The sequence below is a fragment of the Pseudomonadota bacterium genome, from assembly GCA_039815145.1.
Taxonomy (GTDB): domain Bacteria; phylum Pseudomonadota; class Gammaproteobacteria; order Steroidobacterales; family JBCBZW01; genus JBCBZW01.
The window spans coordinates 1-22072 of record JBCBZW010000012.1 but is presented as its reverse complement, the minus strand read 5'-3'; the positions used below and the strand labels follow the sequence as shown (position 1 = coordinate 22072).

General features: G+C 65.9%; 19 protein-coding genes. 13 read left to right on the top strand and 6 right to left on the bottom strand.

From position 1 onward, the window contains the following. Positions 1-108 precede the first annotated feature (108 nt). Complete coding sequence (locus AAF184_05475; protein MEO0421763.1) at positions 109-978, top strand: LytTR family DNA-binding domain-containing protein; 870 nt, start codon at positions 109-111, stop codon at positions 976-978. Here the strand turns inward: AAF184_05475 and AAF184_05470 are convergent. After that, complete coding sequence (locus tag AAF184_05470) at positions 964-1254, bottom strand: type II toxin-antitoxin system RelE/ParE family toxin (protein MEO0421762.1); 291 nt, start codon at positions 1252-1254, stop codon at positions 964-966. The two genes, AAF184_05475 and AAF184_05470, sit on opposite strands and share 15 nt — an antisense overlap. Continuing rightward, entirely contained in the window at positions 1254-1484 is a 231-nt protein-coding gene (locus tag AAF184_05465) for an addiction module protein (protein MEO0421761.1), read from the bottom strand. The genes AAF184_05470 and AAF184_05465 overlap by 1 nt, the downstream gene beginning before the upstream one ends. Positions 1485-1748: 264 nt before the next feature. On the opposite strand from AAF184_05465, the gene AAF184_05460 reads away from it, so the two are divergent. Together AAF184_05460 and AAF184_05455 are read left to right on the top strand one after the other, a co-directional pair. Continuing rightward, positions 1749-3737 (top strand): PQQ-binding-like beta-propeller repeat protein, encoded by a 1989-nt coding sequence (locus AAF184_05460; protein ID MEO0421760.1) that lies wholly within the window; start codon positions 1749-1751, stop codon positions 3735-3737. A gap of 118 nt (positions 3738-3855) precedes the next feature. After that, a complete protein-coding gene (locus AAF184_05455; protein MEO0421759.1) occupies positions 3856-5124 on the top strand; it encodes a D-amino acid dehydrogenase in 1269 nt (422 codons plus the stop codon). Between the two features lie 18 nt (positions 5125-5142). Here AAF184_05455 and AAF184_05450 read toward each other — a convergent pair whose 3' ends face one another. Further along, complete coding sequence (locus tag AAF184_05450) at positions 5143-6042, bottom strand: LysR family transcriptional regulator (protein MEO0421758.1); 900 nt, start codon at positions 6040-6042, stop codon at positions 5143-5145. Between the two features lie 126 nt (positions 6043-6168). Between AAF184_05450 and AAF184_05445 the strand changes: the two genes are divergently transcribed. The 4 genes from AAF184_05445 to AAF184_05430 all read left to right on the top strand — a co-directional run bounded on the left by AAF184_05445 (position 6169) and on the right by AAF184_05430 (position 10747). Then, positions 6169-7167, top strand: a complete 999-nt coding sequence (locus AAF184_05445; protein MEO0421757.1) for a glutathione S-transferase family protein — start codon at positions 6169-6171, stop codon at positions 7165-7167. Continuing rightward, positions 7164-8687 (top strand): glutamate synthase-related protein, encoded by a 1524-nt coding sequence (locus AAF184_05440; protein MEO0421756.1) that lies wholly within the window; start codon positions 7164-7166, stop codon positions 8685-8687. Before AAF184_05445 ends, AAF184_05440 begins: the two co-directional genes overlap by 4 nt. Before the next feature lie 147 nt (positions 8688-8834). Then, the gene (locus tag AAF184_05435; protein ID MEO0421755.1) at positions 8835-10103 is read left to right on the top strand and encodes a glycerophosphodiester phosphodiesterase family protein; all 1269 of its coding nucleotides are present in this window, start codon (positions 8835-8837) and stop codon (positions 10101-10103) included. An 86-nt stretch (positions 10104-10189) separates the two neighbouring features. After that, positions 10190-10747, top strand: a complete 558-nt coding sequence (locus tag AAF184_05430; protein MEO0421754.1) for a peptide deformylase — start codon at positions 10190-10192, stop codon at positions 10745-10747. A gap of 8 nt (positions 10748-10755) precedes the next feature. On the opposite strand, the gene AAF184_05425 is transcribed toward AAF184_05430, so the two are convergent. Continuing rightward, positions 10756-11475: a response regulator transcription factor gene (locus AAF184_05425; protein ID MEO0421753.1), complete on the bottom strand. Its 720-nt coding sequence runs from the start codon at positions 11473-11475 to the stop codon at positions 10756-10758. Continuing rightward, positions 11451-12521, bottom strand: a complete 1071-nt coding sequence (locus AAF184_05420) for a sensor histidine kinase (protein ID MEO0421752.1) — start codon at positions 12519-12521, stop codon at positions 11451-11453. Before AAF184_05420 ends, AAF184_05425 begins: the two co-directional genes overlap by 25 nt. A gap of 280 nt (positions 12522-12801) precedes the next feature. Here AAF184_05420 and AAF184_05415 point away from each other — a divergent pair, with 280 nt between their 5' ends. Both AAF184_05415 and AAF184_05410 read left to right on the top strand, forming a co-directional pair. Continuing rightward, entirely contained in the window at positions 12802-13764 is a 963-nt protein-coding gene (locus AAF184_05415) for an SDR family oxidoreductase (GenBank protein ID MEO0421751.1), read from the top strand. Further along, positions 13761-15110: an MFS transporter gene (locus AAF184_05410; GenBank protein MEO0421750.1), complete on the top strand. Its 1350-nt coding sequence runs from the start codon at positions 13761-13763 to the stop codon at positions 15108-15110. The genes AAF184_05415 and AAF184_05410 overlap by 4 nt, the downstream gene beginning before the upstream one ends. A 162-nt stretch (positions 15111-15272) precedes the next feature. On the opposite strand, the gene AAF184_05405 is transcribed toward AAF184_05410, so the two are convergent. Then, a complete protein-coding gene (locus AAF184_05405) occupies positions 15273-16715 on the bottom strand; it encodes an NAD(P)/FAD-dependent oxidoreductase (protein ID MEO0421749.1) in 1443 nt (480 codons plus the stop codon). Positions 16716-16879: 164 nt separating this feature from the next. Between AAF184_05405 and AAF184_05400 the strand changes: the two genes are divergently transcribed. From AAF184_05400 to AAF184_05385, 4 genes are all read left to right on the top strand, one after another. Continuing rightward, positions 16880-17566, top strand: a complete 687-nt coding sequence (locus AAF184_05400; GenBank protein MEO0421748.1) for a response regulator transcription factor — start codon at positions 16880-16882, stop codon at positions 17564-17566. A gap of 79 nt (positions 17567-17645) precedes the next feature. Then, the gene (locus AAF184_05395; GenBank protein MEO0421747.1) at positions 17646-18722 is read left to right on the top strand and encodes a HAMP domain-containing sensor histidine kinase; all 1077 of its coding nucleotides are present in this window, start codon (positions 17646-17648) and stop codon (positions 18720-18722) included. Between the two features lie 264 nt (positions 18723-18986). Next, the gene (locus tag AAF184_05390; protein ID MEO0421746.1) at positions 18987-20558 is read left to right on the top strand and encodes a Re/Si-specific NAD(P)(+) transhydrogenase subunit alpha; all 1572 of its coding nucleotides are present in this window, start codon (positions 18987-18989) and stop codon (positions 20556-20558) included. A 10-nt stretch (positions 20559-20568) separates the two neighbouring features. Beyond that, a complete protein-coding gene (locus AAF184_05385; GenBank protein ID MEO0421745.1) occupies positions 20569-22005 on the top strand; it encodes an NAD(P)(+) transhydrogenase (Re/Si-specific) subunit beta in 1437 nt (478 codons plus the stop codon). The last annotated feature ends 67 nt before the right edge of the window (positions 22006-22072 follow it).

The window sequence follows — 22072 nt, the reverse complement described above, 5'->3', positions numbered from 1 at the left end:
TCAAGGCAACGAACGGCGCACTGCGACGCTTTGCGCGTTGCGTTTGAGGCCAAGGCCGCCGATCCTAAGCGCCTCATCGATCATCGAGTTCCAAGCAGGCGAGGTCTCGTGCCGCTCAGCACCCTGATGCAAGCCGCCTATCGGCGCCGGCGCGAAGCCGGCCTCTGGATCGCTTACCTCGCGCTCTCGAACGCGGTCGGCGCCACCTCCGTGCTCATCGAGTTCCATCGCATCGGCCGCCAGGTAGGCGTGTGGGAGCCCTTCGTGTGGGAGTTCTCGAGTGGCATCAGCACTTTGGTGTTGCTGCCCCTGGTGCTCCTGCTGGAGCGGCGCTATCCCTTCACGGCGGAGCGCTGGCGGCGGCATCTGGGCGTACATCTGCTGGCGACCGTGCCGTTCTCCCTGCTGCATGTGGGGCTGATGGTGGGCCTGCGTAAGCTGGCTTACGCGTTCGCGGGCAGCTTCTACGATTTCGGTGGCGGCCAGCTGGCGCTGGAGTTGGTGTACGAATGGCGTAAGGACCTCATGACCTACGGCGCCATCCTCTTCATCGTCAACGCTTACCGGGTGTTCCGCGAGCGCGCGGAGGGCGAGGCGAACTACGTGTCCCCGAAGGAGTCGGGGGCGGCGGTGGAGGAGGCGGTCTTCCGCGTCACCCGTCGCGGACGGGATACGCAGCTCGCCCACGGCGCCGTGCATTGGATCGAGGCCGCTGGCAATTACGTCATCCTGCACACGGGGGAGGGCAACTTCATGATGCGCTCCACCCTGAAGGCCCTCGAAGCGCGCCTCGAAGGGGCGGCCTTCCTGCGCGTGCATCGCTCCGCCATCGTCAACCTCGACCAGGTGGCGCATTGGCGCAGTGATGCGGGCGGTGGCGGCGTCCTCGAACTGCGCTCGGGGGAGCGCATCGCCGTGAGTCGGCGGTTGTCGGCGCAGCTGCGCGAAGCCCTGCCGGCGATGTCAGGTTCTGCTTGACCAGTACCCGGGTTTTCGCTTGCCGTGGGCCACAGCCACGATTCGCAGACCCCCTTCGGTCGCTTCGTACACCAACAGGTAGGGGAAGCGTCGCAGAGCGAGGCGGCGCACTCGAAAAGCGCTAGGGGTACCAAGCTCTGGGTTGTCTAGGGCAAGCCCGAGCACCCTCTCGAACTCTTCCCGGAACTGCTTGCCAAGGCCTGCTTGCTCGGTTTCATACTCCGCCGCCGCCGCTCGAAGCTCTGCGTCGGCGTCCGGGTGAAACTCGAAGCGGATCAGCCCACCTCCGAGCGAAGCCGTTTAAGAGCCACCTCGCCGGGTACCATCTCCACGCGGCCTGCGTCGATGTCGGCGATTCGCTGCTTGATCTCGGTCTCCCAGGCCTCGGCGACATCCGCGTCTGGACGGCCCTCGAGATCTTCGATGAGTCCGCGCAGAAGCTCCTCGCGCTCCTCAGGCTTAAGAGCTTGAATTTCTTGCCGAAGCTCGCTCAAAGATAGTCCCATGCGCTGGGCCCTCCGAAACGGTGAACTCGCAGTTTACCGGGGACGTACGCTTGCTGACCAACCGAGAAAGTGGCGCGCAAGTACGAATTTGGACCGTGCTATCGCCGGCCTCTATACGGGCCAGATGCTGATTTCCCAGCAAATTTTCCGCTCATCCCCTCATCCCTTCGCATCATCATTGCGGCGTTCGTCACAAAGCCCTGTGGGGATCCGAATCGGGCGCTTAGGCTCTGCGCCTCGTGTTGGAACACTCAGGATCGACGCATGGACAATCGCGCTTGGACGACCTTGCCGCTGCTGTGGCTGGCGACCTCGCTGACTGCGGCCGAGGGCCCTCCCTTCGCAGCCTCTCCCTGGCCGCAATACGGAGGCACCGCCGCGGGCACGCGCTACGCGGATGTCTCCCAGATCACGCCCGCCAACGTCACTCACCTGGCCGAGGCCTGGCGCTTTCGCACGGGGGATGCCACGGGTGAGGGCGTCGACCCGGCCTCCCACTTCAAGGCCACCCCCGTGTTGGTGGACGGCAAGCTCGTGATCAGCACGGGCTTCAACCGCGTCGTCGCTCTCGATCCGGCGAGCGGCGAGGCGCTGTGGCAGTACGACCCGGAAGTGAACTTCGAGGTGCGCTTCTCGGAGATGTACACCTCGCGAGGCGTGAGTGCCTGGCAGGCGCCGGCGACGCCCGTCACGGACGCGGCGAGCCACTGCAGCACGCGCATCTTCCTCGGCACCCTCGACGCGCGCTTGATCGCCCTCGACGGCGACACCGGCACACCGTGCCAGGACTTCGGCGCCAAGGGCGAGGTCGACCTGTCGCGAGGTGTCGCCAACTACCGTCGCGGCGAGTACTCGGTGACGACGCCGCCCACGGTGGTGGGCGACGTGGTGGTGGTCGGGTCCTCCGTGGGCGACAACGGCGGGGTGCGTCTGGATCGCGGCACCGTGCGCGCCTTCGACGTGCGCAGCGGTCGCCAACGCTGGGCCTTCGATCCCCTGCCGCGTTCTGAGGACGCCCCGGGCGCGCAGAGCTGGGTGGCGGGGACTGCCGGCGATACGGGGGCGGCGAACGTGTGGTCCGCCATGGCTGCCGACCCTGATCGCGACCTCGTCTTCCTGCCCACCACCTCGCCCTCGCCGGACTTCTACGGCGGCGCCCGTCTGGGCGACGGCAAGTACGCCAACTCCCTCGTTGCTTTGCGCGCAAGCACCGGCGAGCTCGTGTGGGCGCGGCAGCTCGTGCACCACGACCTGTGGGACTACGACCTCGCGTCCCAGCCGATGCTCATCGACGTGACCCACGAGGGGGAGGCGGTCGCCGCCGTCGTCCTCGCCACCAAGATGGGCTTCGTTTTCGTCTTCGATCGCGAGACTGGGGAGGCGCTGCACGAGATCCAGGAGCGACCCGTGCCCGCGTCCAGCGCACCGGGCGAGGAGGCCGCCAAGACGCAGCCCTTCCCGGCGCTCCGCCTGCATCCCACAACGCCTGATGAATTCGTTCGCTGGGCATCGGATGACGGGCATCGCGAGCGCTGCGATCGTCAGCTCGATGGCGTCGACTACAGGGGCATCTTTACCCCGCCGAGCGTCGACCGGGGCGCGCTCCTCTACCCCGGCAACTTCGGCGGTGCCAATTGGGGGTCGATGGCCTACGCCCCGTCCGACGGCCTGGCCTTCGTCGCCATCAACCGCATCCCCACCGTGGTGCGGCTGATTCCCCGGGCGCAGTTCCGTGCGGCCGCGCGCAAGGGGGAGATGGGCGGCGTTCCCGCGCAGTTCACGGCCCAGGCCGGTACGCCCTACGGCATGGCGCGCTACGACGTCTACGATCGGCAGACGGGCCTGCCCTGCCAACGCGGGCCGTGGTCGACGTTGGTCGCGTTGGATCCGTCCACCGGCGAGGTGCGCTGGGAAACGCCCGTGAGTCGAGCGCCTGGCGTCGATCCAGCGGCAGCCGTCGCCAAGTGGGGTTACCTCGCCGCCGGCGGGCCGGTGGCCGTTGGCGGTGGGCTCGTGTTCCTGGCGACGCCTCACAACTACGGACTGGCCGCCTTCGAGGCGGCGACGGGGCAGGAGGTGTGGTCGACGACCCTGCCGGCGCAGCCCTACGCCACGCCCATGTCCTACGCCTTCGGGGGGCGTCAGTACGTGGTGATCGCCGCGGGCGGTACGCGGGTGGACGGGGAGGGCAGGGGCGACTACCTCCTGGCCTTCGCCCTGCCGCGAGTGCACCGGGAGGCGACGGCGCGCTGATGAAATCGTTCACAGCCCTGGCGAAGCGGCCGAGCCACCGGCGAAGCGCCGGTCACGCTTCACGCGAGGCAATGCACCTGCGAGGATAGCGCCCACCAAGAGGCGGATCCGCGAGCGTATGAGCACACTGATCATCGGCGCGGGCCTGGTCGGCATGACCACGGCCCAAGCCCTGCACGCCGAGGGCGAAGAGGTGCTCGTGGTCGAACGCTGTCCAGCGCCCGGCAGCGAGACCAGTCGCGCCAACGGATCCTTGCTCCACCCGTCTCTGGTGGAGCCGTGGAACTCGCCCGGCATCTTGAAGGTGCTGTTCCGCAACCTCGGCCGCGAAGACGCGGCGGTGCTCCTGCGTCTGAAGGCGCTGCCCGCCCTGATCGGTTGGGGCATCGGCTTCCTGCGCAACTCCACGCCTGAGCGACACCTCGCCAACGCCCTGCGCAACGTGCGCCTGGCCCAGCACAGCATCGACTGCATGCGCGTGGTGCGCGAGCAGACGGGGGTGGAGTACGCCTACTACCAGCGTGGCTCCCTGGCCCTCTACCGAGAGCAGCCCACCTTCGACGCAGCCTTGCGCTGGTACGAAGAGCTGGGCCGCCACGGCCTCGGCACGGACGTGCTCGACCCGCAGCAGGCGGTGGCGATGGATCCGGCGCTCGCGCCCGTCGCAGATCGCCTGGTGGGCGCGACCTTCGCGCCCGGCGATGAGAGCGGCGACCCCTTCGCCTTCTGCGCGGGCCTGCACGCCCACCTCGCCGAACACGGCGTGCGCTTTCGCTTCGAGGAGACGGTCACCGACTTCCTCCGCGAGGGCGGGCGAGTGCGCGGCGTGCGCCTCGCCGATGGGGAGGAGTTGCGTGCGGACCGGGTGGTGCTGGCGGCGGGCAGCTACTCCACACCTCTAGCGGCGATGTTAGGTATGAAGTTGCCCGTGCGCCCCGTGAAGGGGTACTCGCTCACCTTGCCGAGGGGCGATTCCGGCATGGCGCCTAACGTGCCGGCCTCGGACTCGTTCCTGCACCTGGCCGTGGTGCCCGTGGGGGAGGATCGCATTCGCGTGGCGGGCACGGCGGAGTTCACCGGCTTCGATCGGCGCATCACCCCCACCCGCGTGACCAACCTGCAGCGCCTGCTCGGCCAGCTCTACCCCGAGTACGTCGCGGCCTTGAACGGCGCAGATCCGAACGGCTGGACGGGCCTGCGCCCGATGTGTCCCGACGGCGTACCACTGATCGGCGCCAGCGCCGTCGAGGGTCTCTACCTAAACACGGGCCACGGCCACACGGGATGGACCTTGGCGGCGGGGTCGGCGCGCCTGTTGGCGGATGTGATGCTGGGGCGGCCCCCGGTCGTGTCTGCCAGCGATTACACCCCCAGCCGGTTGGGCTGAGCCCCGAGTCCTCGTCGGTCAGGTGTACTGATCGGCTAGCGAGGCGCATCTCGCTTCCAGGTAATCCATGAGCGTGCGCATGCGCTTGTTGAGGCGTCGCTTCTCGCTGTGCACGACGTAGATGCCGAACTCCTCGAAGGTGAGCGCCGGCAGCACGGGCACCAACGTACCGTCGCGCAACGCATCGGACACGATGAAGTAGGGCAGGTGGATGATGCCGAGGTCCTCCAGGGCGGCGTCGACGAGGAAGGTCCCGTTGTTCGAGTTGAGCGCCGGCCGAAAGGTGATCGAGCGTTTCTTGCCCTCGAGGAGATACTCCCAGCGGGCGCGCTTGGCTGAGCCGTAGTGCAGGAGCGGGTGCTCGCTCAGCGCCTTCGGGTCCTCCGGCAGCGCGACTCGTTCGGCGTAGGAGCGGCTAGCGAACAACCCATGGCGCATTACGCCCAGGCGGCGTCGCTTCAATCCGCTCAGATGGCTCGCGGTGATGCGCACGGCGAGGTCGTAGTTCTCGCTGTCGAGGTCCACCGTTCGATCATCGAAGTCGAGGGTTAGATCGATCTCCGGGTGCTCCTTGGCGAAGGCGAAGAGCGTGGGCCTCAAGTAGGAGAGACCAAACTCGCGGGCTACCGTGATGGAGAGCGGCCCCCGCAGCATGTAGCCGGCATGCTTGAAGTCGGCATCCAGATCGTCGGCGTCGGTGACCAGGTTCGTCGCGCGCTGGTAAAGCTCCTCGCCGGCAGCGGTGACCTTCCAAAGGCGTGGTTGACGCTCGATCAAGCGCGCGCCGTAGCGCTCCTCCAACTGGCCGAGTCGGCGACTGACCGCGGACTTGGCCACGTAGAGATCCTCAGCGGCGCGCGAGATGCTGCCGTTCTCGACGACGGACACGAAAAGGCGAAGATCTTCCAGTTGACCCATTATGGCGTTCTTTTTTTGTGAACATCAGGGCCTAAATCTCGTTCTTTATGCGAAATAGGGCAACCCCTACACTCCCTGCGCAACGATTTACGGCCCCGCCGCTGGGCCTTCAGGAGAGACCACGAGATGGGATTGCTGCAGGACGGCCGCTGGGTCGACAAATGGTATGACACGGCCTCGAGCGGTGGCCGCTTCGTGCGCAAGGCCTCCGCCTTTCGGCACTGGGTGACCGCCGATGGCGCCCCCGGACCCACCGGCGAGGGTGGTTTCAAGGCCGAGGCAGGGCGCTACCACCTCTACGTCTCCCTGGCCTGCCCGTGGGCCCATCGGGCGTTGATCTTTCGCGCCCTGAAGGGGCTCGAGGACATGATCAGCGTGTCGGTGGTGCATTGGTTCATGGGCCAGGACGGCTGGACCCTTGCCCCGGGTGATGGGGCCACGGCGGATCACATCCACGGCGCTGAATTCATGCACCAGGTCTACACCGCGGCAGATCCCCACTACTCGGGGCGCGTCACCGTGCCGGTGCTCTGGGATAAGGCCCAGGGCACGATCGTCTCCAACGAATCGGCGGAGATCATCCGCATGTTCAACGAGGCCTTCGACGCACTGGGTGCGACCCCGGGCGACTACTACCCCAAGGCCCACCGAGCCGAGATCGACACCCTCAACGAACGCATCTACGACACGGTCAACAACGGCGTTTACAAGGCAGGCTTCGCCACGACGCAACAAGCCTACGAGGAGGCGCTAGGGCCGCTGTTCGAGTCCCTCGATTGGCTCGACGCCCGCCTCGCGTCGCAACGCTATCTGGTCGGCGCTCAGGTGACTGAAGCGGACTGGCGCCTGTTCACCACCTTGCTTCGCTTCGACCCCGTGTACGTCGGTCACTTCAAGTGCAACCTGCGGCGCATCGCCGACTACCCAAATCTGTCGGCCTACGTGCGAGACCTCTACCAGCACCCGGGCGTGGCGCAGACGGTGGATATCCCCTACATCAAGAAGCACTACTACGCCAGCCACGAGACCATCAATCCTACTCGCGTGGTGCCCGTAGGCCCCGTGTTGGATCTGGAGGCTCCCCACGGTCGTGAGCACCTATCGCAGGAGTTGACCGAACGATGACTACGCCGATTATCGCCGCCAAGACGCCTGCGTCCGTTACCGTCGAGAAGGGGAAGGACTACTACTGGTGCCGCTGTGGCTTCTCCAAGACCCAACCCTTTTGCGACGGCTCTCATGCGGGGACGGGCATCGCGCCGCTGAAGTTCACGGCCGAGCAGGACGGATCGGTGGCGCTTTGCCAGTGTAAGGCGAGCGCGAATGCCCCGTTCTGCGATGGCTCCCATGCGCGCCTTGGCGACAAGCGTGCCGGCGATCCGGCTCCGGCGCCCGAGAGCGACATACCGCAAGCGAAGGTGACGCCGGAGGAGCCGACCGTTGCCCGCATCCACGCGTTGGCGCGCGATGGCCTCAGCAAGCTCGGTCATCACGGCGAGATGGGTGCCATGGGCGTACCGCGCCGGCAGCTGCCCGAATGGGATGACATTCAGGTGCTACCCGCGCAGATGGCGCGCAAGCCGCTTCTTGATGAGGTGGCGGTCGACACGTCGGTGACGATCGGGCCGCGCGCCGCGAAGCCCCTGCAGCTGGACATTCCCCTGTTCGTGTCCGACATGAGCTACGGCGCGCTCTCGGAGGAGGCGAAGATCGCCCTCGCCCGTGGCGCGCAGCTGGCCGGTACCGGGATCTGCTCCGGTGAAGGGGGCATGCTGCCCGAGGAGCAGGCGGAGAACGGACGCTACTTCTACGAGCTCGCCTCCGCCCAGTTCGGCTGGTCACTCGATCGCGTGGACAACGTGCAGGCCTTTCATTTCAAGGGCGGGCAGGGGGCGAAGACCGGGACCGGTGGCCACCTGCCAGGCGATAAGGTGCTGGGCAAGATCGCCGAGGTGCGCGGCCTCGCGCCGGGGCAGGCAGCGATCTCGCCGGCCACCTTCGCCGAGTTGAGCACGCCGGCCGACTTCAAGCGCCTGGCCGATCAAGTGCGCGAGCGCACCGGCGGCATTCCCATCGGCTTCAAGCTCTCGGCCAACCACATCGAGGACGATATCGACTTCGCCCTGGCGGCGAGCGCCGACTACATCATCCTGGATGGCCGCGGTGGCGGCACGGGCGCGGCCCCCCTAATCTTCCGCGACCACATCTCCGTGCCCACGATTCCCGCCCTGGCACGGGCGCGTCGTCATCTGGACGCGCGGGCCGGGTCTGAGGTCACGCTGGTGATCACCGGTGGGCTGCGAGTGGCTGAGGACTTTGCCAAGGCGATGGCCCTGGGCGCGGATGCGGTGGCGGTCAGTAACTCCGCCATGCAGGCGGTGGGGTGTGTCGCGGCGCGCATGTGCAACTCCAACAACTGTCCGGTGGGCATCGCCACTCAGAAGCCTGAGCTGCGCAAGCGCCTCGACGTGCAGGTGGGGGCGGAACGTCTGGCCCGGTTCTTCAGTGCCAGCACCGCGCTCATGCAGGTGCTTGCCCGTGCCTGTGGCCACGACAAGCTCTCCAGCTTCAGCGCCCGGGATATCACCAGCTGGAAGCGGGAGGTGGCAGGTCTCGCCGGTATTCGCTTTGCGGGGGTCGGGTGATCGCGGTGCCCTCGGGCCCGCGCGCCTGTCACGGGAGTGACCACGGACAGTCTCACTAACTTCACATAAGGTTCACCAGCGCGTCGCTTTTCGGCTCCTACACTCGCCATCGCATTTCGCGAATGGCCATTAAGGGAGCTTCACCTCATGCGATCGCTTTTGTTAGCCGTCACCACCCTTTGCATCACCCTCGGCGCCAGTGCTTCGTTTGCCGACGAGGTGCTGCCGCGCACGGCGCAGCTCGGTCCGCGTCCGTTCTACCTCCTGGATCAACTCGAGGACGGTCCGCTCAAGGAAGAGCTCGCCCGCTGCGCCCAACGTCGTGCGCGCTACTTCCCGAGCGACTTCTCCATCGGCCACCGCGGCGCCCCGCTGCAGTTCCCCGAGCACACGAAGGAGTCTTACCTCGCGGCCGCTCGCATGGGCGCCGGCATCCTCGAGTGCGACATCGCCGTGACCAACGACGGCGAGCTGGTCTGCCGCCACTCCGAGTGTGACCTGCACACCACCACCAACATCCTGGTCACGAACCTCGCCGCCAAGTGCGAAGCGCCCTTCCAGCCGGCCCAGTTCGATGAGAACGGCGAGCTGGTGCAGGGCGCCACGGCGCGCTGCTGCACGAGCGACATCAGCCTGCAGGAATACAAGTCTCTGGTCGGCAAGATGGATGCCGCGGACTCGCGTGCCACCACGGCGGAAGAGTACCTCGGCGGCACCGCCGACTTCCGCACGGATCTCTACGCCACCGGCGGCACGCTCCTCTCCCACGCCGAGAGCATCGCGCTGTTCCAGTCCCTCGGCCGCAAGATGACGCCGGAGCTCAAGACCTACGACGAGGACAAGGGCTTCCTGCCTTACGATGTCATTCGCCAGAAGGTGATCGACGAGTATCGCGCCGCCAACGTGCCCGCCGAGGACGTGTGGGTGCAATCCTTCAACCTGCCGGACGTGCTGTACTGGGTGCAGAACACGCCGGACTTCGGTGAGCAGGCCGTGTACCTCGAGGGCCGTGACCCGGTGGATCTGGTCAGCAACCCGCCGGCGCTCAAGGAGTTCACGGACCTCGTGGACCAGGGCGTCAACATCCTGGCCCCGCCGATGCCGGCGATGGTCACCGTGGATGCGGAGGCGGATGAGATCCTGCCGTCGGAGTACGCGCGCCGCGCTCGCGAGGCGGGCCTGAAGCTGATCGGCTGGACCATCGAGCGTTCGGGCCGCGTGAACGAGGACATCATCCCCTCGGGCGGTGCCTTCTACTACAACACCACGGTGGATGCGCTCCAGAACGACGGCGACATCCTGCGCACGCTGGACGTGCTGGTGCAGCAGGTGGGCATCTTCGGTCTGTTCGACGACTGGCCTGCAACCACCACTTTCTACGCCAACTGCAAGGCGATCCCGCAGCTGCAGGACTGATCGCTAGGCGACCGGTTGAATGCGAGGGGGCATCTGTCCCCTCGCACTTTGCGATCGATGGTGACGTGCTCCATTCGAGCCGAGCGATGCGCTATCGTCAGCGTATGTCAGTGCAACCGATCCTTCAGCTCGGTACCCCGAGCTTGTTCGAACCCTGCCAAGCGCTCACCGCGGGCGACGTGCCGCGGCTATCCGCGCAGGTGCAAGATCTCCACGACACGATGCGCGCCTTTCAGGCCGAGCACGGCTGGGGGCGTGCCATCGCCGCCCCGCAGATTGGCGTGCCGTGGCGCATCGTCGCCATGAGGGTGGGGGGCGATGCGCCGCAGACCTTCTACAACCCGGTGCTGGACGATCACGATCACGATCAGATGGAGTACTGGGAAGACTGCATGAGCTTCCCCAACCTGCTGGTGCGCGTGCGGATGCCCAAGGCGTGTCGACTGACCTATCGGGACGCCGAGTGGCGGGAACATCGCGTGTGGCTGACCGGCGACTACGCCGCGCTGCTCCAGCATGAGGTCGATCACCTCGACGGCGTGCTCGCCACCCAACGGGCCATCGATGAGCGTTCCTTGGCCTTGCGCAGCACCCAGCCGCCGAAGAACCTGGCCTGGCAGGGGGAGTTCCAGCGCCTTACCTAGGCGGCGGTCTACCGTGCTTCTATCACCGCCATGACGGCAGCACGGTACTGATCGCTGATCGGCAGCTCGACACTCCCCACCTCCACGTCGTGCGCCGTGATCGCCGTGATGTGCCGGTGGTTCACCAGGTAAGAACGGTGAATGCGCAGGAACGCGGACCCGAGCTTGGTCGAGAAGGCGTTCATCGTGCCCTTGATCATGTGCATCTGGGTCTTGGTGTACACCTCGAGATAGTCCTTCGCGCTGTGCACGTAGAGGATCTCGTCCAGCCATAAGCGCAGGTGCTTGCGGTCTTTGCGCACGAAGATGGTGCCGCCAGCCGCGTCGCCGGCCGTTGGGGTGGCATCTTCCGCGAGATTCGCTCCCTCCCGTGAGGCAAGGAACCGCTGGATGGCCGTGAAGAACCGTGCGAAGACGATCGGTTTCAGCAGGTAGTCGACGGCCTCCAACTCAAAACCTTCCACCGCATAGTCGCGATAGGCCGTGGTGAAGATCACCGCGGGGCGCTCGCGCAGCCCCTGGTAGAAGTCCGTGCCCTTCATCACCGGCATCTCGATGTCGAGGAACAGCAGGTCCACGGATTCCTCGGCCAGCACGCGACTCGCCTCCACCGCGCTCGCGCACGATGCCACCACCTCGAACTGGGGGAACTGCTCCAGGTGCGTGCTGATGAGTTCGCGGCCGAGGGCCTCGTCGTCGACGATCAGGCAGCGGTATCGATTGGGCATGTGTCCGTCAGCGTCAGGGTGGCGGTGTAGCGGTCGTCGCCGTCCACCAGGGTGAGTTCGTGCGTGTCCGGGCACTGCAGGGCGAGCTGGCGCTGCAGATTGCGAAGCCCGATGGCTTGTTCACCAGCGTCGCGTCGAGCCGGGGCGGACGCGGGCGGGCGGCTGTTGCTGATCGCAAAGCGTAGCGCACCCGCCTCCTCCACGAGGCTGATCTCGATCACCGCCGCATCGAGGGACGTGGCCACGCCGTGCTTGAAGGCGTTCTCCAGCAGGGTCAGGAACAGCAGGGGCGGCACCTGGTGGTCGGGCGAGGCGTGCTGGGAGAAGTGCACCGTGAGCCGATCGCCAAAGCGCAGCTGCTCGAGGGCGATGTAGGCCTCGATCATCGCCACCTCATCGCGCAGGGAGACGACGCGCTCGCTGCCTCGGTACAACACGTAGTCGAGGATGCTCGACAGCCGCGCCACCGCTTCCGCGGTCAGCGTGGAGCGCTTGAGGGCGAGGGCGTAGATGTTGTTGAGCGTGTTGAAGATGAAGTGGGGGTTCAGCTGGCTCTTCAGCGCATTCAGCTCAGCCGCCTGCTGCTGCTCGCGCAGCTGCAGGAGGGACTGCTGGCGCCGGTAGTAGCGCACGGCGATGAGTACGGCCGCCGGCAGCACGAGGTGGGGCAGCTTCGAGAGCAGGATGTAGCGGCTGACCCAGGAGAATCCGAGACGTTCGACGAGGGTGAGGTCGCCGAGGATCTCCTGGTAGCGGGCGCCGTAGCCCTCCGTGTGGGTGGGCTCCAGATAGAAGTAGCTGACGAGGATGTTTACCTCTGCTGCGCATAGCACGGCGAGCAGCAGCAGTAGCAGGAAGCGGCCAGTGGCGCCCTTATCGAGCCACCGCGGCACGAGGTAAGCGATGGTGACGGCGGCCACCGCCATTTGCAGCACTGTGGTGAGGCCGATCACCTCCAGCGCCTCGCGGGCCGTGGCAAAGCGCTGCCAGTCCGGCCCCAGATTGACGAGCACCACCACCGCCCAGAACAGGCCGGCTATCAGCACTGCGGATCTCTGGGAGAAGGGGGGCGAACTGCTTGTTGGCGTCATCGTGACCCAGGGGGTGGTGGGGTAGTCGATCGTAGCCCAGCGTCCCCGGTCGCGGGGACGGGTGTCGGCGGAAGTCGGGGTGGCGTCGGCGGAGCGGGCCTTGTCGTCGACCAACGCCCCACCCTCGTCGACCAAATTCCTCGTCGATAGTTTCCTCGCATTGGTCGAGGAAGGGTCGATCGATCCCGGTCGCCGGCTAGCGTGTGGCGCTCACACCCTATCCCGGAGAACCCCCGTGAGACGACTCGTTGCCCTAATGACCTTGCTCGCCCTTGGTGCTTCCAGCGCGTACGCCGATGACCATAACGCCCCTTCGCCACGGGCCGTGCTCGTCACCGGTGCGAGCTCGGGTCTCGGCCACCGCATCGCCACCACCCTGGCCGACGAGGGCTTCTACGTCTACGCGGGCGCGCGCAAGGCCCGCGACATCGACGCCCTGAGTGCCCACCCGAACATGGAGGGTATCCGCCTGGACGTTACCCGCCAGGACGAGATCGATGCCGCCGTCGCCACCATTCGTGCGCGCGGCCGTGGCCTGTACGGCCTGGTCAATAACGCCGGCGTGTTCCTCTTCGATCCCCTGATCGAGGTGAGCGAAGACGACATGCAGTTCATCATGGACGTCAACGTGATGGGCCCCTACCGCGTCACCAAGGCGTTCGCGCCGCTCATCATCGAGAGCGAAGGACGCATCACCACCACCGGTTCCGTCGCCGGGTTGTTCTCCGCCACCCTGTTCGGCCCCTACGGCATGTCCAAGCACGCGATGGAGGCCTACACGGACGCCCTGGCGGGCGAGATGGCCAAGTTCGATGTGGAGGTGAGCATCGTCGAGCCCGGCAACTTCCGCTCCAACATCATGAAGAACATGCACCGGCGCCTGGAGCAGTTGGATCGGGGGGAGCGCACGTCCGCGTTCCGCGAGGAGATCGCCCGCTTCGCCTCCTTCGCCCAGCAGGATCGTTCGCATCATGCCGACCCACAGCCCGTGGCCGACGCGGTACTGCATTTCCTCACGGCGCAGGATCCGAAGATGCGCTACCTCGTCGTGCCTAACGAGCGCGAGGCTACGCTGGCGATCTCCCGGTCGCTTGCCAAGGTGCTGGAGCTCAATGGCGATCACCGCTTTGCCAAGAGCCGTGATGAGCTCGTCGCCATCCTCGATGATCTCCTGGACGCCAAGGCGGTGAGTCGGTGAGCCAGGCCCGCGGTTGGTTCGAGGGCATCACCTTGATTCGCCCCAACGAGCGCCAGGCGACCGTCCTGTCCTTCCTGCTCGTCTTCCTGCTCATGGCGGCCTACTTCGTGCTGCGCCCGGTGCGCGATGCGATGGCCAGCGACTGGAGCGACGCGGAAGTGAGTCTGTTGTGGAACCTGCAGTTCTTTCTGAGCACAGGCCTGGTGGCGCTCTACAGCTTCGCCGTGTCTCGAGTGCCCCTGAAGCGCGTGGTGCCCGGCGTCTACGCCGTGTTCGCGATCAGCTTCATGGCGTTCCGCCTGATCACGCCAGCGGTCAGCGATCCCACCTTGCTGGAGAAGGCCTTCTACATGTGGGTCTCCGCCTTCAGTCTCTTCAACGTGTCGGTGTTCTGGTCCTTCATGGCCGACACCTTCACCCAGGACCAGTCAAAGCGCTTATTCGCCACCATCGGTGCGGGCGCCAGCGCCGGGGCGATCGTAGGCCCGGCCTTACCCGCGCTCTTCGCCCAGGCGGTGGGACTCGAGACCTTGCTCCTGATCGCCGCCAGTGGGCTGTTCGCTGTCGTGCCGATCATCCTGCGCCTGCAGCACCTGAAGCTCACGCATTTGGACAACGCCCAGCACGCGCTCAGCGCCGAGCAGCTGCAGGGCAAGCTCGAGGGGCGCTGGTGGAGCGGCTTTCACGATGTGCTGCGCAACCGCTACCTGTTGGCGATCGCGCTGTTCATCCTGCTCTACGTGTTCATCGGCTCCTTCATGTATTTCATTCAGAAGAACCTGCTCGCCGAGTTCACGCGAGTGGAGCGCACCCAGATTCTGGGCGGCATCAGCTGGTTGGTGAACACGCTCACGTTCGCGTGCGCACTGCTCGTGACGGGCCGATTGGTGCGCCGCTGCGGCATGGCGGTGACCTTGGCCTGCCTACCGGTCACATTGGTGGTGGCGATGGCGGCGCTCGCCTTCGCACCGCTGATCGTCCTGCTCCTGGCGGCAGACGTGGCGCGGCGGGTGGGTAACTACGCGGTGACGCGTCCCGCACGCGAGATGCTGTTCACCCAGGTGAGTGCCGATCAGCGGTTCAAGGCCAAGCCGGTGCTGGATGTGGTGGTGTATCGCGGTGGCGATGCCATCAGTGGCAGCGCGTTTGCGTTGCTGAGTGAGGGGCTGGCACTGAGCCTGGGGGCGATCGCGTTGATTGGCAGTGCGGTGGCGGCGCTGTGGGCGTGGGTTGGGGTCGACCTGGGGAGGCGCTACGGGCGGATGGAGGGGGAGGGGACGCGCGAGGTGTCGGCAGCGAGTGCGTCGCCGTCGGCGAGCGGTTCCCTCGGGTCGTTGCCAACCTAGCGGCGACTTGGCTGACGGGAGGGCAACCGCCCTCCCGATAGCGCCGGACTCAGCTCAGCGTCCGTCGATCATTGGGTGCCGAACGAGTAGGTTATCTCCAACGCCGACAGCTGTTGGCGCTACACGGCGCAACTACGGCTTAGGTAGTGGCGCTGTTTTTCGTCAACGCAGCCCTGAGTTGGCTTGGGCAGACCCTCGTAGGCGCTCCTTCGCTGTGCTCAGGATACGCGATGCGCCTTCCGATGGCGTTGAGGGAAGCGGTTCGAAGCGCCCGCCGGCGCGCGCATTTGCGATCTGAAGCGCCGCATAGCGCCCTGTGATCCCAGCGCCCGCCACAGTCGCGAACATATCGGGATGCAGCGCCTCGCCGGCAAAGAACACACGATTGCCGATCGCGGCTTGCTCACGGAAGGCCTGCCGTGCCGAATAGAAACCAGGTTGCACCTGGGACCAAGCCCCCTGGGCCAGTGGATACTGCTCCCAGTTCGCCACGTGAGCCTTGATCAGTCGATCCCGCACGCTGCTGCCGTAGATGGCCTCGAGCTCCCCGAGGGCGTAGTCGATGATCGCCTCGTCCGACGCCTGCGCCATGGCACGGGCGTTGTCCCCGCCGAGGTCTGCCGTGGAGACCGGGCCACCTCCTTGGTTGGCGAGAATGCTCACGGCGTTCCCCGTATCCGTCTTGTAGTAAGCGAAGCTGTCAGGCCCAGTGCCGAAGACATTCTCCGAGAACTGCAACCCGACGCGGATGTACGCCGACATCCCGATCCGCGAGATGGCCTCCTCCAAATCGACCGGTAGGGCAGGGGTGAATTCGATCGCGCCGCTTGCGAGCACGTTAGTGGACACGGTAACTAGCACTGCGCCTGCGCGAATCACCCCATCCGAGGTGTGCACTTCAACGCCGGTGCCGGACCAGTCGATGCGCTCGACCGAGCGCTGCAGCTCAACGGGTACGCTGGCGCCGTAGTCAGCAAGTACGGCGCCGTAGCCCTGCGCACATAACCAATCCCGACCACCCGCGAAACTCACCGCTTCCTGGGTAGAGAGGTCTTCGAACTGAGCCCCCGACACTTGGGCGAGGAGGAACTCCGTCGTCGGGTCCCAGCTGTTCACCTGTGGCGCGATAGAGTCGATGCTCACGTCGAGTCCGGCTTGCCCCGCTTCCTCGATGGCGAAGGAGGTTTGGTTGAGCGATGCGGTGAACTGTAGCCAGTCGGCGGCGCCCGCCGGTTGGTCGCCGACGTACAGCGCAAGATCAGAGTTAGGCAGGTACAGATCGAAGCCCCGTTGGCGAGCGTAGGCGTTGAAAGGATTGCGGTTGCCGTTGTGCAGCCAATGGGCGCCCGGGTCGTAAGGAACGCCAAAGGTGTTGGTGTCTGTGTAGGCGCGCCCGCCGATGCGATCGGCCGCCTCGAGAACCACGAAGCTTTTGCCCAAGTGTGCCAACGTGCGCGCGGCCGCGAGGCCGGCCGCGCCGGCGCCGACGATGACCACGTCGGGGTCACTCGGGCTAGCGAAGGTGGGTAGCCATGGTGCCACCGCCGCTACCGTCCCGGTGGACTTCAAAAAGCTACGTCGGCCCTGGTGGGTGATCGACCCCATCGTCTGCTCCTTGGCTATTCTTCTGGTATACGGCCCGAGCGCGGCGCGCACGGGAGGCGACGGGGGCAACGTAACAGAACAATGTGTCCTCAGAATTTCCTACGGCGCGTACCTCGCGGGCAGCTGCTACGCTCACCGTGATTCGAGGGAGACGACGCTTGGGGATGGGACCAAACACAGTATTGGTGGTAGAGGATGAGGCGCGCATACGCGAAGAACTCGCTCGCTTGCTGCGCGAAGCGGGCTTCATCACCGAACTCGCCGGCTCCCTACGCGACGCGGCGAAGGCGATTGAACGGCCCTTCGATCTAGTCCTGCTCGATCTTGGCCTGCCCGATGGCGATGGCCTCACGTTGTGCAAGCGCTTGACGGCGCAACACCCCTCGATGCCCATCGTGATCCTCACTGCGCGCGATGCTGTGAGCCAGATCGTTCGTGGACTAGACCTTGGAGCGGCGGACTACATCGTAAAGCCCTGCGATCCGGCAGAGCTCACGGCGCGCGTGCGCGCCGCGTTGCGCCGAGCGAATCCAGCCCCGGCGGCAGAGCGACTAGAGCTGGACGGGCTGTGGGCGGATCCATCGAACTACACAGCGGGCGCGGGCGCCGAAGTGTTCGAATTGCGCCGCCGAGAGTTCGACTTGCTGTACTTCTTGCTGCAGCACCCAGGCCGTGCCTGGACACGCGATCAGCTCCTGCGTCATGTGTGGGGCGAGGATTTCATGGGTACCACGAGAACCGTCGATCTCTGCGTGCGGCGCCTTCGCGCGCGGATCGAGCACAATACAAACGACCCCCACTGGATCAAGACGATCTACGGGGTCGGCTACCGGATGCGAGATGCAAACTAGGTCGCAGCTTCCTCTAAGGAACCAACTTGGCGTTCGGATTGGCGTCGTCGTCTTTTTTGTCTTTCTGGCAGGCGACACGATGCTCACGCCGGTCTGGGACTCGCTCTCCCCGCGTATCTCGGAGTGGGGCAACCCGGAGCATGTGCGTGACTATGCGGATTACCTCGAGGGCAAGCCTGTGGAGAAGCCTGAGCGCTTCTCCGCCCTTGCTGTGTTGACCGATCCCGTCTACGTCATGGCTGCCTTGATCTACTTCGGTCTGAGCGCATCGGTGTTCGCCGTCCTGGTGTCGCTGCTGGCAACTCGGCGTTTGCGAAAGCTAACGAATCAGGTCACTCAGCCGTTGGACGATGAAACGAGCATCCCCGGGCCTTTCGAGGTGGGTGGACGCGATGAGATCCGCCTGCTGGCCGACGGCATGAATGCTATGCGTCATCGAATCGCCGAGCTGATCGAGCAGATCCGCGATCGCGACCGGGTCAGGGGCGAGTGGGTGAGTCACGTCTCCCACGATCTGCGAACACCGTTGATGGCGCTTACGGGCGTGTTCAACCGAGCGCGATCTCTGCTCGATGCGCCGCCCGAACGCCTCGCCGAAGGGCTAGGACCCCTACTCGACGCCGCGGAGCTCGACACGCGTCGTGTTCGAGACCTGGCGGAAGATCTGCTCGAGATGGCCAGATTGGACATCGATGCGGCGTTAGCGCTCGAGAGCGTTCCGCCCGGGGAGCTGTTGCGTCTGGTAACGCAGGAGCTTCAACCGATCGCAGACCATCGCGGCGTGCGCCTGGAGTACACATGCCCAGCGGAGTCGATTGAGCTGTGGGCGGATGGGCGACGCCTCATTCGTGCGGTCGAGAACATCACCATGAATTCGCTGCAGCACGCGGCCTCGGCGGTGCGACTCTCGGTGTCTGCCCGCGACGGCGAGGTGCGCATCCTGGTGGAGGACGACGGCCCAGGTTTGCCCGGGCAAGATGGCGAGGTCGCGCTCGACGGTATCGGCGCCGATCCCCAAAGGCGCGATTCGGCAGGCCTCGGCCTGCAGGTCGCCCATCGCATCATCGCCGCTCACGGCGGCGCGATCCGGGCATCCAACCAGCCAGAGGGCGGTGCCAGGCTGACGATCAACCTGCCCCTCGACGCGCAGCGCTAGGTCGGCGCCAGCGACGAGCCGACTCCCCACACACCGCGCACGGCTGAGCGGCAAATCTTTTGTTGAGAGTGCTCCTTGCGATCGCTCCCGGGCCAGCCCCCTGACCGCAATGGATTTCTATGCGACGATGCGAGCCCGCCGTAGATGGTGCGGCGCATGCTAGCGCCGGTGTCCCGCTTGCCCGCGGGATCGTCCAGATCAATAGCGAATACAACGGCCTGCTGTGGCAGCCCGGCCGATGATGAGGTTGTGAGGAGCGTATAGATGAAGGTAGGGGCCCTGAAGGAGACCGCATCTGGCGAGGCGCGCGTCGCGCTGACGCCGGAGAGTGCCGGTCGGCTGCGCAAGCTAGGCTACGAGTGCGTAGTGCAGGCCGGCGCCGGCGTGGCGGCATCGATCACGGATGAGGCCTACCAGGCCGCGGGCGTCGAGGTGGTGGCCTCCGCCGCGGACCTCTGGTCCAGCGCCGACGTCATCGTCAAGGTGCGCGAGCCGTCGCTCGACGAACTCGACGCCGCGCCCGACGGCAAGACCCTCATCTCCTTCGTTTGGCCCGCCGCCAACGAGGCGCTCCTGGAGCGCCTGAATGCGAAGGGCATGACGGCGATCGCCATGGACATGGTCCCGCGCATCAGCCGCGCGCAGAAGATGGACGCCCTGTCCTCCATGGCCAACATCGCCGGCTACCGCGCGGTGGTCGAGGCCGGCAACAACTTCGGCCGCTTCTTCATGGGCCAGATGACCGCCGCCGGTAAGGTCACCCCGGCCAAGGTGCTGGTGGTGGGCGCCGGCGTTGCCGGTCTCGCCGCTATCGGTACGTCCGTCGCCCTCGGCGCCATCACCATGGCCTTCGACGTGCGCCCGGAAGTGGCCGAGCAGATCGAATCCATGGGCGCCGAGTTCGTCTTCCTCGACTTCGAAGAGGCCCAGCAGGACGGCGCCGCCACCGGCGGTTACGCCGCACCGTCCAGCCCCGAGTTCCGCGAGAAGCAGCTGGAGAAGTTCCGCGAGCTGGCGCCGGAGGTGGACATCGTCATCACCACGGCCCTGATCCCCAACCGCCCGGCGCCGGAGCTGTGGACCGAGGACATGGTCGCGGCGATGAAGCCCGGCTCGGTGATCGTGGACCTTGCGGCCGAGCGCGGCGGCAACTGCGCCCTGACGCGGAAGGACGAGAAGTTCGTGACCGACAACGGCGTGACCATCGTCGGCTATACGGACTTCCCCAGCCGCATGGCCACCCAGTCGTCCAACCTCTACAGCACCAACATCCGCCACATGCTCGATGACCTGACGCCGGAGAAGGACGGTAACCCGGTCATCAACATGGAGGACGACGTGATCCGCGGCGCCACCGTGTGCCACGAGGGCGAGGTCACCTGGCCGCCACCGCCGCCGAAGATCGCGGCGATCGCGGCCCAGCCCAAGGCCAAGGTGGTCGAGGAGACGCCCGAGGAGAAGGCCGCGCGCGAGGCGGAGGAGCTCAAGAAGTCCCTCAACCGTACGGGCTGGATGCTCGGCATCGGCGGCGCGGCCGCCCTGCTGGTGGGCAGCGTGGCGCCGGCCAGCTTCATGCAGCACTTCATCGTGTTCGTGCTCTCCGTGTTCGTGGGCTTCCACGTGATCTGGGGCGTGGCCCACGCCCTGCACACCCCGTTGATGGCCATCACCAACGCCATCTCTTCGATCATCATCGTCGGCGCGCTCCTGCAGGTGGCGTCCGGGACCAGCGCCGTGGTGGTCATGGCGGCGTTAGCAATCTTGATGGCATCGGTGAACATCTTCGGCGGGTTCTTGGTCACCCGTCGCATGCTCGCCATGTTCCAGCGCAGTTGAGGGGTCAGGGATGAGTACTGGTTTGGTCACCGCGGCCTACGTTGTCGCCGCGATTCTCTTCATCCTCGCCCTCGGCGGTCTCTCCAACATGGAGAAGGCCAAGCGCGCGATCTGGTACGGCATCATCGGCATGGTGCTGGCCGTGGGCGCCACCGTCGGCACGCCGGGCGTCGGCTCCTACGGCACCATCACCCTGATGATCGCCCTCGGCGGCGTCGGCGGTTGGATCGTCGCCAACCGCGTGCAGATGACGCAGATGCCGGAGCTGGTCGCGGGCTTCCACAGCCTCGTCGGCCTGGCGGCGGTGTTCATCGGCATCAACGCCGATCTCGAGATGAACGCTGCGCTGGCGGCGAAGGAAGCGGGCACCGTCGCCGAGCTGGCGGGCTTTGCGGCCACGATCGCCAAGAAGACCGGCGTGGAGCTCAGCATCCTCAAGGTGGAGCTGTTCCTCGGCATTCTTATCGGTGCGATCACCTTCACCGGCTCGATCGTCGCGTACGGCAAGTTGGCGGGGAAGATCAGCTCGTCGGCGCTGACGTTGCCGGGGCGCCATCAGATCAATGCTCTGGCACTGATCACCTGCCTCGTCCTCGGCTTCCTGTACCTGCAGGGCGCCGGACTGTGGACCATGCTGGCGGTCACCGTGATCTCCGGCGCCATCGGCTGGCACCTGATCATGGCGATCGGTGGCGCGGACATGCCGGTGGTGGTGTCGATGCTCAACTCCTACTCGGGGTGGGCCGCGGCGGCTATCGGCTTCACCCTGGGCAATGACCTGCTGATCGTGACGGGGGCACTCGTGGGCTCCTCCGGTGCGATCCTGTCCTACATCATGTGTAAGGGCATGAACCGCTCCTTCGTGAGCGTGATCCTCGGCGGTTGGGGCGGTGAGACCACCTCCGCGCAGGCCGTGGAGGGCGAGATGATTGCTGCCGATGCGGACGCGGTTGCTTCGGCGCTCACCGATGCGGACAGCGTGATCATCGTGCCGGGCTACGGCATGGCGGTGGCGCAGGCGCAGGGGTCGGTGTCCGAGCTCACGCGCAAGCTGCGCGAGCAAGGCAAGACGGTGCGCTTTGCGATTCACCCGGTGGCCGGGCGCTTGCCGGGGCACATGAACGTGCTGCTCGCGGAGGCCAAAGTGCCTTACGACATCGTGTTGGAGATGGAGGAGATCAACGATGATTTCCCCACCAATGATGTGGTGATCGTGATTGGTGCGAACGACATTGTGAACCCTGCAGCACAGGATGATCCGGGTAGCCCTATTGCGGGGATGCCGGTGTTGGAGGTTTGGAAGTCTCGTAACGTGTTCGTGTGTAAGCGTGGGCGCGGGACGGGGTACTCGGGGATTGAGAATCCGTTGTTCTTCAAGGAGAACACGCGGATGTTCTATGGGGATGCGAAGGCGTCGATCGATAGTCTGCTGCACGCCCTGGTGTAAGTCCTGCTCCGGTCGCTGCGCGTGCCTACCGCGCGCCGCGATTGGCTTCGGGCCGGATGCGCTGCTG

What these genes read in the sequence shown, in the direction of transcription:
- AAF184_05465 (MEO0421761.1), bottom strand. Translation starts at nt 1,484, where the DNA reads ATGGGACTATCTTTGAGCGAGCTTCGGCAAGAAATTCAAGCTCTTAAG.
- AAF184_05460 (MEO0421760.1), top strand. Translation starts at nt 1,749, where the DNA reads ATGGACAATCGCGCTTGGACGACCTTGCCGCTGCTGTGGCTGGCGACC.
- AAF184_05455 (MEO0421759.1), top strand. Translation starts at nt 3,856, where the DNA reads ATGAGCACACTGATCATCGGCGCGGGCCTGGTCGGCATGACCACGGCC.
- AAF184_05450 (MEO0421758.1), bottom strand. Translation starts at nt 6,042, where the DNA reads ATGGGTCAACTGGAAGATCTTCGCCTTTTCGTGTCCGTCGTCGAGAAC.
- AAF184_05445 (MEO0421757.1), top strand. Translation starts at nt 6,169, where the DNA reads ATGGGATTGCTGCAGGACGGCCGCTGGGTCGACAAATGGTATGACACG.
- AAF184_05440 (MEO0421756.1), top strand. Translation starts at nt 7,164, where the DNA reads ATGACTACGCCGATTATCGCCGCCAAGACGCCTGCGTCCGTTACCGTC.
- AAF184_05435 (MEO0421755.1), top strand. Translation starts at nt 8,835, where the DNA reads ATGCGATCGCTTTTGTTAGCCGTCACCACCCTTTGCATCACCCTCGGC.
- AAF184_05430 (MEO0421754.1), top strand. Translation starts at nt 10,190, where the DNA reads ATGCGCTATCGTCAGCGTATGTCAGTGCAACCGATCCTTCAGCTCGGT.
- AAF184_05425 (MEO0421753.1), bottom strand. Translation starts at nt 11,475, where the DNA reads ATGCCCAATCGATACCGCTGCCTGATCGTCGACGACGAGGCCCTCGGC.
- AAF184_05405 (MEO0421749.1), bottom strand. Translation starts at nt 16,715, where the DNA reads ATGGGGTCGATCACCCACCAGGGCCGACGTAGCTTTTTGAAGTCCACC.
- AAF184_05400 (MEO0421748.1), top strand. Translation starts at nt 16,880, where the DNA reads ATGGGACCAAACACAGTATTGGTGGTAGAGGATGAGGCGCGCATACGC.
- AAF184_05395 (MEO0421747.1), top strand. Translation starts at nt 17,646, where the DNA reads ATGCTCACGCCGGTCTGGGACTCGCTCTCCCCGCGTATCTCGGAGTGG.
- AAF184_05390 (MEO0421746.1), top strand. Translation starts at nt 18,987, where the DNA reads ATGAAGGTAGGGGCCCTGAAGGAGACCGCATCTGGCGAGGCGCGCGTC.
- AAF184_05385 (MEO0421745.1), top strand. Translation starts at nt 20,569, where the DNA reads ATGAGTACTGGTTTGGTCACCGCGGCCTACGTTGTCGCCGCGATTCTC.